Source organism: Antarcticimicrobium sediminis (assembly GCF_004348975.1).
Taxonomy (GTDB): Bacteria; Pseudomonadota; Alphaproteobacteria; order Rhodobacterales; family Rhodobacteraceae; genus Antarcticimicrobium; species Antarcticimicrobium sediminis.
This window is the reverse complement of the sequence record NZ_SMFP01000010.1, coordinates 174,239-186,139: the sequence shown is the minus strand read 5'-3', so window position 1 is coordinate 186,139 and position 11,901 is coordinate 174,239. Positions and strand designations below refer to the sequence as shown.

At 57.1% G+C, this 11,901-nt stretch carries 8 protein-coding genes; all 8 read right to left on the bottom strand.

Annotated elements, in window-relative coordinates; all coding sequences use genetic code 11:
- Positions 1-32: 32 nt before the first annotated feature.
- Positions 33-1,172: an SAVED domain-containing protein gene (locus E1B25_RS15585; RefSeq protein ID WP_165937638.1), complete on the bottom strand. Its 1,140-nt coding sequence runs from the start codon at positions 1,170-1,172 to the stop codon at positions 33-35.
- 125 nt (positions 1,173-1,297) lie between these two features.
- Positions 1,298-1,759: a Mov34/MPN/PAD-1 family protein gene (locus E1B25_RS15580; RefSeq protein WP_132830440.1), complete on the bottom strand. Its 462-nt coding sequence runs from the start codon at positions 1,757-1,759 to the stop codon at positions 1,298-1,300.
- On the bottom strand, positions 1,737-3,482 hold the full coding sequence (locus E1B25_RS15575; RefSeq protein WP_132830439.1) for a ThiF family adenylyltransferase: 1,746 nt from the start codon (positions 3,480-3,482) through the stop codon (positions 1,737-1,739). Before E1B25_RS15575 ends, E1B25_RS15580 begins: the two co-directional genes overlap by 23 nt.
- On the bottom strand, positions 3,479-4,717 hold the full coding sequence (locus tag E1B25_RS15570; RefSeq protein ID WP_132830438.1) for a nucleotidyltransferase domain-containing protein: 1,239 nt from the start codon (positions 4,715-4,717) through the stop codon (positions 3,479-3,481). The genes E1B25_RS15575 and E1B25_RS15570 overlap by 4 nt, the downstream gene beginning before the upstream one ends.
- Before the next feature lie 473 nt (positions 4,718-5,190).
- Positions 5,191-6,663, bottom strand: coding sequence for a type I restriction-modification system subunit M (locus E1B25_RS15565; protein WP_132830437.1), 1,473 nt, complete (start codon positions 6,661-6,663; stop codon positions 5,191-5,193).
- On the bottom strand, positions 6,660-7,574 hold the full coding sequence (locus tag E1B25_RS15560; protein ID WP_132830436.1) for a GIY-YIG nuclease family protein: 915 nt from the start codon (positions 7,572-7,574) through the stop codon (positions 6,660-6,662). Before E1B25_RS15560 ends, E1B25_RS15565 begins: the two co-directional genes overlap by 4 nt.
- Positions 7,571-9,115 carry a restriction endonuclease subunit S gene (locus E1B25_RS15555; protein ID WP_132830435.1) on the bottom strand — a complete coding sequence of 515 codons (1,545 nt, stop codon included), beginning with the start codon at positions 9,113-9,115 and terminating at the stop codon, positions 7,571-7,573. Before E1B25_RS15555 ends, E1B25_RS15560 begins: the two co-directional genes overlap by 4 nt.
- Positions 9,112-11,862, bottom strand: a complete 2,751-nt coding sequence (locus tag E1B25_RS15550) for a type I restriction endonuclease subunit R (RefSeq protein ID WP_132830434.1) — start codon at positions 11,860-11,862, stop codon at positions 9,112-9,114. Before E1B25_RS15550 ends, E1B25_RS15555 begins: the two co-directional genes overlap by 4 nt.
- Positions 11,863-11,901 lie beyond the last annotated feature (39 nt).

Below are 11,901 nucleotides of genomic sequence, written 5' to 3'. Positions count from 1 at the left end.
CTGGGAAACCCTGGCTCAGCCCATCGCCCCGATCAGCCTTGACCTCGCGGCTTGATCAGGCCCAAATCCCCATGCCCGGAGGACGCCGCCGGAGAATTTCCACCAGATTCGAGACACGACCCTGGTGCCGCTGGAAAAACACTGATCTCTACAGCCTCACCGTGACATTGTCTGATCCGGTTGAATGTAGATCTGACGACCGTCCGAAAATCGCTCAGGTCTTCACGTGTTGAGAGAACGTCATAACCCGGCCGGTTGCAAGTGATCTCCCAGATCGAAAGGTCGTCTTCACCAATAGCAGATTGCACGCGCTCGTCGCTGATCCTGTCTGTAACACTGAGTTTGATTGCCACTCTGTTCGATTTGGCCGCGCCTTCGGTGCAGTAAGGTTGAAACGTCGGCGCGCCATCTTTCCAGCACCATGAGGGCGTGGGCTCCCGGTGGCGCGTGAAAACATCGATATCGTGAAGGTCAGGCAGTAACTGTCCCAGCTTCATCAATAGCGGCATCGGTCCAAAGCCAAAAACAGATAAGTGGCGGACTTTTCCCGTATTGAAGTAGCCCTCGAATTTCCTGTTGAAGAAATTCTGAAGATCGCCCGGCTCAGCGGCCCAGTAGACATCGTCAGTCTCGTTATGCCCTGACACTCCGATTTTGAGGTCGATCGCATGAATGCTCGCAGGCGTTTTTCCGATGGCCTGCATGGCAAGAACGCAGTCGTCCAACGGAATCGCCGTTTCGTTTGCCTCGATCCGGTTGGTAAACCGCAGAATGTGGGATTGGCTATCCGGCTTGAGGCCGACAGCTCTGGAAACCCAGGCTTCATGTCTGCGTTTCATGTCATGAAGCCGGGCCTCAGGGTAAGCGTCAGGATGTTCGCGGTCGATTTCCCTATGGCAGCCATCGCACAATAGCATCACATTGTCCGGATCCTTGGCGAGTTCCTTTGATCTTTCAGGATCTCCCCGAGGGCCATCTGCGCTGGAGCCAATGATATGTGCAACATAGCCTTTGTTTGCTCTTCGGCTGCCGATCGCCAGATGCCTGGTGAGGTCTTCATTACAGCCATCAAGCTGGCAGCGCCCGGCGGATCGTGCCCAGACAAGATTCAATGCCTTGCCCGTCACATTGCCATGCCGGCCTTTCTTTTTGGTATCTTGCTTCGCGGTCATTTTCTGGCGGCCTTTCAATTCGGAATCGCTCCGGTTCTGTTCAACCTCGTAGGAGATTTTGCCCCTGCCCATTCGCAATGTGAGCCGGGGTGGGCCAACTACGTGTGATCACCTGAGACATACGGTCAGTTGTCATAAATCTGCGTTATGGCTGATGGGACATACCCATCCACAAACAGATGCGCACTGCTTTCGAAACGCCAGAACCACTTCAGGCGCGCGATCAGAAGCACCGCAAAGTCGACGCCCCCGGATCCGTCAACCAAATCCTGCATAGCGTGCACATCCTGCAAACTCGGATGCACACTGAAACGTGGATGGGTGTGCCATTCACCCAGATAGTTGAACCGGTGATAATCCGCCCCGGTCGTTTTGAAGAATTCCGCGAGTGCCTGATCGTGTTGTTCGGCATCGCGGGTAAAATTTGAGGGCGATCCACTTGTGGCATCAATTGAGAAGTCAACGACACGGAATTGCTGATCACCCGTCTGTTCGCCCATGATCATGCCACCGATTTCGCGACTCCCGGCGCGCAGCATGTGTCGCCGCATCCTGCGGATTACATCAGCCTGTAGCCACAGTTGCATCCGCAGTCTCCTTGTCAGGCAGATGGTCCTTCAGGAGCTGCAAGAGCGCGTCCGGTCCCAACAGATCCGCTGTCTCCCCCCATGTGCCGACAGGCTGTAAATCGATGGGGCGCGTGTCAAAGGGCTCGTTAAAGAGCCATTCCGAAGAAAACCCTATGACATAGGCAGACATGGGAAAGATACTTGCATCCGGTCGCGTCAGGATGTCGGTCGCGTAGCGCGCGGCATGGGCTGCCATGATCGCAACCTCGGCATCTTCGGCAATAAGAGGCGTACCGTCGCTGCCGCGACTGCCATAGGGATTAGTGCCGGCTGTACGAGCCCATTCCATGCCCTGATCGTTGCACCAAATCTCAATTTGTGAACGAGCAGCCAGCGGTACAGCATCTATGTCAGGACGTGACCTGGCAACTATGCCGCCAATTCCGCCGGCAAGCACTTCTGTCCAGATCATCGGCTTTCTTTGCCGTGTGGATACCGAGGCGATCATATTGAATGCCGAGGGATCTGCTGTGGCGTCGACAAGAAGATCACATTTACCGAGCGCCTCAAGCGCACCTGCCATGGAGTTGGCGCTTTCCTGGCCGCCCAGTGAGATGCGCAACGCTTTAACGTCAATCCGGGGATTGATCCGCAGCAATCGGTCACGCAGGGCATAAGCCTTGTGTGATCCTATGTCATCGAGGTCCAGTTCATTGCGGACAATGTTGCCAGGAAAAAAGATGTCCTCATCAATGAGGAAGAATTCCCCAACACCGGAGCGACACAGGCTGGTTGCAATTTTCGACCCAACTGAACCACAACCAACGATACCAACCTTCTTACCAGAAAGGGATGCGTGGCTGCTCGGCAATCGTGGTTTAGGTTCTGGGATAGGCAGCGTCGTATAGTTGATGACTTTGCGCTTGCCTGCTTCACCATAAATCCAAAAGAGCTCCCAATCCGCCGCATCGCCGATCAGCAGATGCTCATGTCCGTCGCTCTCCAGCACTGTATTGCCAAGTTCCGCCAGTCTCACGCCCTCCAGAAGCGCTTTCAGGTCATCTGCACTGATGTCCCCTTGCTTGACCGCTCCGGGTACACGTACGACAAACCCGTTTCCTTCCAAACCTCCTTTGGGTATGAGCAAGTCGCTGACCCAGAACGGCGTATCCGTCTGTCCGACAGAGACGATGGACGAAATCAGGCTTGAGGCCGCTTTGCGATCTTTCAGGATCAGGGGCTGCGGTGTGTATTCCGACAGCGTGTTCAGAGCTTCCAGATCTCCCGGTGTCAGAAGTAGGCGACAATAGTGCGAGCGCATGTCGCGCCCTAATGACGCGATATGCGCCGAGCGAGCATGCACGATTGCGCCGTGTTCCGGACGCTCTTCGGAGAGAAGCCGTTGGCAACTGGCAATCATGTCAGCGCCCGTGATAGTGGGGAGCCAGTTGTCAGGGCGATGTTCAAGACACAGTTCGCCCTCAGCGCCATATTGATGTCCAGAGACCAATGACCTGTCTTGCGTGTAGATCATCGGGGGGGCGTCCGGAAACACACTCGGGTAAATCATTTCAAAGGCAAATTCATCATCCCCAGTGACAATCCGAAAACCCACACACATGGCGAGGTCAGAATTGGTTTGCCACCTGCCAACCTGGAGCCAGTCAACACCAGCTTCCAGATCAGCAATGGCGGCTTTCTCAGAAGAAAGACGGGTACTGCGCGTGAACCACCAGCTCATGCGAACCCGTCCGGCCTTTTCGGATTTCGCGGTGCATCCGAAAAGGACACATTCGGGGCTGATGTAGCGGAAGCGGCCGTGGCTGCTCCCAATAGCCCGGAAGCACCGGATCGGGTTGGCTGAAGGACCGTGTCGCTCACCTGATCCGTCAGGTCGCGCCCCATGCGTTCCGCCAGTACGCTCGACATACGCCGGTGCTCGACAAGCCGGCCAGCGCTGGCAAAGTCCTCGCGAGCCTGCTCAAGCCATGTGAAGAAGGCATCTGCCCGCTCTGGGTGTGTTTCCCACTTGTCAGCAAAGTTTTCGAGGGCATCAGTCGGATTTCTGATGATGTATTTTTGACCATCATATTCAATCGCATCTCTCATTTTGCTCAAGATCGAGAGCAGAGCATGCCCAATTGTTTCTTCCCCCTGATAGGCGTGAGCCGCCAGGGTCGAGATGATGATTGAGATTGGCTTGTTCTTCGGATCATCGGCAAACATCGTATCGCGGTGACGCTTCAATATCATGATTGCAGACTGAAGCGGTGTGCGGACACGATAGGTCGGAATATCTTCCACGCTTGCTGTTACACCCTTCGCGCGCATCTCGTTGAGAACTTGCGCCCTCCGCCGTTCGAACACCTCCCCCATCCGAGACTTGAACCATTCGGCGTAACCGCGCGGATTGGATCGCGGCCAGTCATTGGTAATCTCAAAATATTGCGGAAGCACTTCGTTATCTGTAATTGCAATCGCCGTATCTGCAAAAGCTGCGTCCAGATTCCTGGCTTCAAGCAGGCGGCGCAGATCATTCCCGTTGGGGATCGCAGGCACGATATCCATATGAAATTGTGCGCCGTCAGCGTAGTCGAGGCGCCAGCAGCGCCGCCCTTCGTGCACCTTCTTCGTAATTCCCTTGCTCTTGCGATAAAGTTTGATTTCGTCCCCAAGCAGCTCCTTCAGCTGCGCCTGAGACAGGTTAGATTTGCCCAGGTCTTCCAGGGAACACGCGCAGTCGACGTCATACTCTTCATCGTTGGAAAGCGGTTTGATGACAGTACCCAAACGGAAAGATCCCTGTACGAATACGTCAGGGTCCAAGTGGCTCACAGTAGAGTCGTCGCGATGAAGCCAATCGCCCAGTGACTTGTAGCTTTTTTCCGCCTGCTCGTAACGGGAGGGGGGAATCTCAAGCGCTTCAGCCAGTGTTTCCAGATAGGTTTCAGCCTGTTTTGTTATTGTTAAGGTCATGCCCACCATTCCCGTTTCGTTCGCTATGAAAGTTGGGTTCCTGGCCGAAAAATTTCAACCCGAAACAGAAGACTTACCAATACTTTTGTGGTATGCCAAAAATCCGAAGCTGCCCATATTCGAAACAGTAAAGACCTTTCACGACGCTTCCAACTTCGCCAAAACCGACGTTAGTGCAGTCGCTGCGACTTAAGGCTCTGTCCCGCAATCCCGCGGCTCGGTCGATTTTGAACCTTGCAGCTGCAGCGAAAGTCCGAATTTACGGGCCGCACCGCAGCATAGCAAGTGGTGAGTGAATGTCCGCAGAGGGCCGGTTTTGTCATTCCACCCTGCTCGGCTGTTTTGACTTCGCAAAGCCCCTTTCGTGCGCATCCGGGACTACGACGCTTGTAACAGCCATTGTCGGTTTCCAAGCTGGACAACTGGAATGCAAACAGTTCCTCCCATCTTCACTGCCTTCGGGCGCCAGCAGTTCAAAGCCCTTCGAGAGCCTCGAAACTGCGCATCGCCGAGCGCAGGTTTTCCATGATCTCTTCGGCCAGCACTTCCGGCTCTGGAAGGTTGTCGAGATCCGTCATTGCGGCATCACGAAGCCAGAACACATCGAGACTGGCCTTTTCGCGATCCAGAAGCTCTTCATGGGAATAGGCCCGCCATCTTCCATCCAGGTTGTCCTCGCCCCATGTCGCCTTGCGTTCATGGCGGTTCCCGGGGTTGTAGCAGGCGACGAAGTCTTCCAGGTGTGCGTAAGTCAGAGGTTTCTGTTTCAACGTGTGGTGCACGTTGGTCCGGTAATCATAGTACCAGACCTTGGCGGTCTGCGGATCCGGGCTGGCGGGTCGGTTATCGAAGAAGATGACGTTCGCCTTTACGCCCTGGGCATAGAAAATGCCTGTGGGCAGCCTGAGGATCGTGTGTAGATCGGTGGTCTGCAAAAGCTTCCGCCGGATGGTCTCGCCTGCCCCGCCCTCGAACAGCACGTTGTCGGGCACGACCACGGCGGCGCGGCCCGTCGTCCTCAGCATCGTTCGGATGTGTTGCACGAAGTTCAGCTGCTTGTTCGAGGTGGTCGCCCAGAAATCCTGCCGATTGTAGGTCAGGGCGTCGGTCTCTTGTTCCCCCTCGGCATTGGTGAAGCTCATCGAGCTCTTCTTGCCGAAAGGTGGGTTCGCCAAGACGTAATCAAAAGTCTCGGACGGAGGTGAGATCAGCGCGTCGGCGGGGGAGACCAGAGACTCGCCGGTCATCTCGCCGATCCCGTGCAAGAACATGTTCATCAGGCAAAGCCGCCGCGTCCCGGCCACGATCTCGTTTCCGTGGAAAGTCGCGTGTTTCAGGAACGCCTTCTGATCCTTGTCGAGCCTGTAATTCTCCGCATCGGCCAGGAAATCATGCGCGGCCAGGAAAAACCCGCCGGTGCCGCAGGCCGGGTCGGCGATGGTCTTGCCGGGCTTGGGACGGACGCATTCGACCATGGCGCGGATCAGGGCACGCGGCGTGAAATATTGGCCCGCACCCGATTTGGTATCCTCGGCGTTGCGCTCCAGCAGGCCTTCGTAGATGTCGCCCTTCACGTCCGCGCCCAACACGACCCACTTGGTGCCGTCCACCATGTCGATCAGACGAAACAACTTGGCCGGGTCGGTGATCTTGTTTTGCGCCTTGGTGAAGATCTGGCCGAGCATGCCGCGCCTTTCGCCGAGCTTGCGCAGCAGCGCCACGTAATGCGCCTCGAGTTCGGCGCCCCGGCGCGAGGTCAGGCTCGTCCAGTCATAGCCCTCCGGGATGCCCACGTCGCGGTTGTAGGGAGGCTTGGCATATTCGTCGGCCATCTTTAGGAAGATGAGATAGGTCAGCTGCTCCAGGTAGTCGCCATAACCCACGCCATCATCACGCAGCGTGGTGCAGAAACTCCAGACCTTGGAAACGATGGGGGCGGTGGTCATGGCTGCTCTTCCGGTTCTACTGCTTGTAACTGGGCTGCTTCCCAGTCGCCGTATGTCTGGCCGGTATTTTCAACGAGCCAGCTTTTTGGGCCTGAGGCGGGGCGACCTGATATCACAGCTGCTGCAGCGCTCGTGCTGTTAAAAACATAGCTCTTTGCAAAGACGCGATGGGGGCCTTGTGGCACGAGAACACCTTGATCCACCAGCTCTTCAAACAGAGCCTTGTAGGTTGGGTGTGATGCTGTGCTCGCCCACTTCTCTCGCGTCAGTGAACCAGCCTCGACGACGAATTTCCCATCTTCCCAGCGCGCCCGAGATGTGATCCCGTGTTTCGCGACGTTGAACGTGAAATATACCGCGTCGGTCGTTGTTTGATCTGGTGACGCGGGGCTGTCGTCTTTGACCTGAGCCGTGAAGAAATCGAACCGCAGGGCCGGGAGCACCAGATAGATATTCTCCAGGAAATCATCCATGTGGGCGCGGGCTGCCTCGCTCAGGGGGCTGCCGGAGGGTGCTTGACCATAGCTTAGCGTGATCTTGTTGAGCCACTTCGCGGCGGTGAACATCTTGTGTTCCAGATACCGTACATGGGCCTTGTTGAGGGGCTCGCCGTTTGAGGTGATCAGAATTGCGGTATCCCACCAGTCCTTGGAGGCGGCGTGTTGGGTCAGCCGTGTTTTCAGCTCGTCTGTTTCGCCGATATAGAGCGTGTTCTCACCATCCAAGTCACCGATCAGCAGATAGACGCCCGGGCGCTTGGCCTCACTGCGCGAGATAGCTTCTTTCAGCTGCGTACGACGGGTGACAAGCACATGACCGGACCACTGGAAAGGGATCGTCGCGGTGACCATGCCGTCCGGCGTGCCATCGACGAAGAACAGCTCGATTGAGCGACCTTTTTTCTTGCTCACGCGATGGCCTTTCGTTTTCGGGGGGGCTTCGGTGCCTTCGCGCGCTCGGCTTTGATGCGAGCCAGAAGGGCGGATGCGGGTTCATCCGTGGGGTCCTGGGGGACGAGGCGGCCGGAGAAGGCTTTTTTCAGGATGGACTGGCGCAGGGCGTCGGCGCGGGTGAGGGCCGCGTCGATCTCGACCTCGAGCGCGGAGGCGGCTTCGAGACGCGCGTCGAGCATGCGGACGATTTCGGCTTGTTCGGCGGGCGAGCAGATTGGAACCAAAGTCCGTTTTAACTCCTCGAAACCGAGGTGAGGCCTACCAGCGCCGTAGATATAGTAGTCCAGAATTTTCTTCCCAGAGGAATCGTCCTGAAAATAGAAGTTCAGGTATCTTGCATACATTGGGTTATATAATCGAACCAATGCAACGCTTTGGCAGACATAGTGATCCTTCCTCGAATACGGAAATACACAGACGTTACCTGTATTTGCTCCCACAATTGTAATTAGGAGATCATTTTTGGCAACGCGGGTTCTATCGGCGCTCAAGCTGTCGTTCGGTGGATCGATGATATGCTTGGTGCTTGCGTCGTATCTTCCTGCTCGGACATTCTGGGCCATAACGAAAACGGAAGAGCCGCGACCATAATGAGTTTTCCAGTCACGCGATCCGCTCGTAATGTGCGCGGATAGTTCATTGACTTGAGAAATAGCCCATTCTTCGGGAAGTTCGGGGAGGCGACTTAGTTCAACATCCGTCGGCGCATCAAAGTCCGCTGGCCGCTTCGGCTTCGCGGGTTTCTTGCCCTTCTCGCCACCCTCGCGCCAATTGGCGAGGGCCTCTTGCCAAGCCTCCAGGGCGGCCTTGTAGCGGGTCTCGCGTTCGGCTTGGATGCGGGCGAGGAGGGTTTCGGGGCTTTCCAGCTTGTCGGCGTTTTGCGCGCGCCAACCGGCGGTGAGCCGGCCTTCAAACGCGGATTTCAGCAGGGACTGGCGGTAGAGGCCAAGGGTGGTTTTCGCCGTCCGCAGGCTCTCGACCCCCTTGCCGATCTCGTCGAACAGCGCCTCGACCCTCGAAACGATGCGGCGTTGTTCGTTGGTGGGGGGCAACGCAATCGGCCATTCCTTCAGGATGCCTTGCGAGATATTCGGCTGTGCTCCGCCTTTCCCTTGCTTAACAAGCGCATCTTTCTCGGAGTGCATAAAATGGTAGAGGAATTCGGATGAGATAACATCGGCGAAAGGCTGAGCGACAGCGCATGCTTGGTTTGTCGATGCTTCGATGGCCCAGATCGACACTTTCCCGATTGTTGCTCCATACATAGCGATGCCGACGGACCCAATTGGGAACACCTTGGCGCTGCTGTTCTTCACGCCAAGATCAGTCAAAGTTTCTTCGGTATTGCGGATGTACTTCCCGGTCAATTCGCCCGTTTTGACCCAGGGGATGCCTCCGCCGAAGTAGTCTGCCCGTTTGCGACTCGGGGTGCCGCCCGACGACCAGAAAGCTACATCTTCCAGAGTCACAGCGGCCCATCCGCGCGGCAATTCCGTCATGCCGAGAGCGCCTCATTCATCTCGGTCATGACATCCTCCATCCCGTCGCCAAAGAGCATGTACATCTGCCCCAGCCCGCCCTGGGTGTCAAAGGGGGCCAGTTCCAGATCGTCGCGCTCGATGGTGAAGGAGGTGGCGAGGTGGTCGCGGATCATGTGCAGCCAGCCCATCTGTTCTTCGGTGAACTTCTCGCCCGCGCCGGAGTGGCGTTTCAGTACCCAGTTCTGGAAGTTGCGCCGCACCCGGTCGGAATGGCGGGTGAGCTTTTCATCAAGCCCGGTGACCCGCCGGATCAGCGCGACCAGCGCGGTGAGATCCCCCGCCGGGCTGTTGCCCTTGTAGTCATCCAGATGCGCATAGGCGCGCCAGACGGTGAGCGGGGCCAGGCGCGGACGATCCTCGGTCAGTTTCCTCAGCACCTCCTTGATCATGGCAAAGGTGACCTCTGACCGGCGGGCCGGGGTGTTGAAGTAGACCTGCAGCGCCTCGATCTCGTCTCGGTTTTCCTTCAGGTAGTCCTCGAACTCCTGCGCGATTTTCTTGGCGTTCTCCTCCACATCCCCCGCCCATTCGGCTCGCAGAAGCTTGTCGAGGTTGTCGTGGTCGATGGTCTGTTCGGTGTCGCGACGGATCTTGTCCATCAGGTTGATGAGTGACCCGGTGAAGATGTTGGCGGCCTGTTTGACCCTCTCGTCCCGCGCCGCCTGCATGGCGGCGTCATCAGGCTCGGGGTAACCTGCGGCCTTGGCATCGGCTTCCACCTTGTCGGGGTCGATGGCGTCGAAGAGATCACGCACGATGCCGGTAAGGGGTTTGCCAGCCTCCTTGGTGATCTTTTCCTGGTCCTCGGCACCCAGTTTGTTGTCAAGGCGCGAAAGGCGGGCGGCGAGCGAGCTGACGGTTTCCTCGGAGCGGTCGCCCATCATCAGGCCCATGGCGAGATCCTTGAAGGGGATCGAAGGCTTGGTATCCAGCGGCTGGCTGGCGGTCTTGAGCGATTTGGTGACCCCCACGGCATCAACAATGACGTAATGCGTCTTGGCCTTGGCCGACGGCGTCACCTTCTTGAGGTCATCGGGGTCAAGGACGCGGGTGCCGCGGCCCTTCATCTGCTCGAAGTAGTTTTTCGATCGCACGTCTCGCATGAAGATCAGGCACTCGAGCGGTTTCACGTCGGTGCCGGTGGCGATCATATCCACGGTGACGGCGATGCGCGGATAATACTCGTTCCGGAAGGCACTGAGCGAGGATTTCGGGTTCTTCGCGCCATTGGTGATCTTGCGGCAGAACTCGTTGCCCTCGCCGAATTCCTGCCGGACGGTCTGGATGATGTCGTCGGCGTGGCTGTCGGTCTTGGCGAAGATCAGGGTTTTCGGAAGCTCCTTGCGACCCGGAAAGATCTCGGGCCACTTGTCGCGGAAGGTGCGTATGACGGTGCGGATCTGGTCCGGGTTCACGACAGAGCGGTCAAGCTGGGTGCCTGCATAGGTCTGATCTTCATCCTGGGTTTCCCAACGCTTCTTTCGTGTCTTGATCTCTCGCCTTTGCACCAGTTGCCTGGCTTCGAGGGTGCCGCCCTTTTGGGTGACCGCGGTGTCGATCAGGAATACATCGTTGCCCACGTTGACCTTGTCAGCGACGGCCTTTTCGTGGGTGTATTCACTGACGACGTTCTTCTGGAAAAATCCGTAGGTCCGGTTGTCGGGCGTGGCGGTCAGACCAATCAGATAGGCATCGAAATACTCGATGACCTGGCGCCAGAGGTTGTAGATCGACCGGTGGCATTCATCGATGATGACCACGTCGAAGTATTCGGGCGGGAGTTTGGGGTTGTAGACGACGGGCAGCGGTTCCTTACGGCGCCATTTCTGTTCGGCCGGGTTTTCGTCATCCGCTCCGTCGTTCAACTCCTCGCCCTTGAGCGTGGCATACATGCGCTGGATCGTGGAGATCACGACTTGGCTATCATTGGTGATGGATGGCGAGGTGAGGCGCTGGACGTTGTAGAGCTCGGTGAACTTTCGATTGTCGTCGTTGGGCAGGAACGCCATGAACTCCTGTTCAGCCTGCTCACCGAGGTTCTTCGTATCCACGAGGAACAGAATGCGGCGCGCTCCTGCGTGCTTCAGCAGACGGTAAACCTGGGTGATGGCGGTGAAGGTCTTGCCCGACCCTGTGGCCATCTGGACGAGCGCACGGGGTTTGTCGGCCTTGAGTGACGCTTCAAGATTGTTGATTGCCGTGATCTGGCAGTCGCGAAGGCCATCCAGGTTGAGCTCCGGAAGCTCGGCGATCCCGGCCCGGAAGGATCTTGGCGCCTGTATCCAGGCCTTGAGAGTTTGCGGCTGATGGAAGGTGAAAACCTCACGCGACCGCGGGTTCGGATCACGCGCATTGGTGAAACGGGTGATCTGTCCCGTGCATTCATACAGGAAGGGGAGCGGCTCTTCGTTCGAAACCCATTTCAGTTTGGCGTTTGCATAGCCTTCGGATTGCTCCTCCACCGAGGTCAGACGAACGCCCCAGGCATCAGGCTTGGCTTCGACAACGCCGACGGCCTGCCTGTCAACGAACAGCACGTAGTCAGCGGGGCCGATGTCTGTCTGATATTCGCGGACAGCAACACCGAGACCGGCGTTGAAATCCAGTGCCTCCTTGTCCTGCACGGTCCAGCCAGCCGCCTGCAGGCGCTGGTCGATACGATCGCGTGCGATCTGCTCCGGGGTCTGGTTCAAAGGCTGTTGCACGTATAGCGCTCGTAGTCGGTTGGATTTTCTCCATATTGC

Coding starts and splice junctions, on each gene's coding strand:
- E1B25_RS15585 (WP_165937638.1), bottom strand. CDS start 1,172: ATGACCGCGAAGCAAGATACCAAAAAGAAAGGCCGGCATGGCAATGTG.
- E1B25_RS15580 (WP_132830440.1), bottom strand. CDS start 1,759: ATGCAACTGTGGCTACAGGCTGATGTAATCCGCAGGATGCGGCGACAC.
- E1B25_RS15575 (WP_132830439.1), bottom strand. CDS start 3,482: ATGAGCTGGTGGTTCACGCGCAGTACCCGTCTTTCTTCTGAGAAAGCC.
- E1B25_RS15570 (WP_132830438.1), bottom strand. CDS start 4,717: ATGACCTTAACAATAACAAAACAGGCTGAAACCTATCTGGAAACACTG.
- E1B25_RS15565 (WP_132830437.1), bottom strand. CDS start 6,663: ATGACCACCGCCCCCATCGTTTCCAAGGTCTGGAGTTTCTGCACCACG.
- E1B25_RS15555 (WP_132830435.1), bottom strand. CDS start 9,115: ATGACGGAATTGCCGCGCGGATGGGCCGCTGTGACTCTGGAAGATGTA.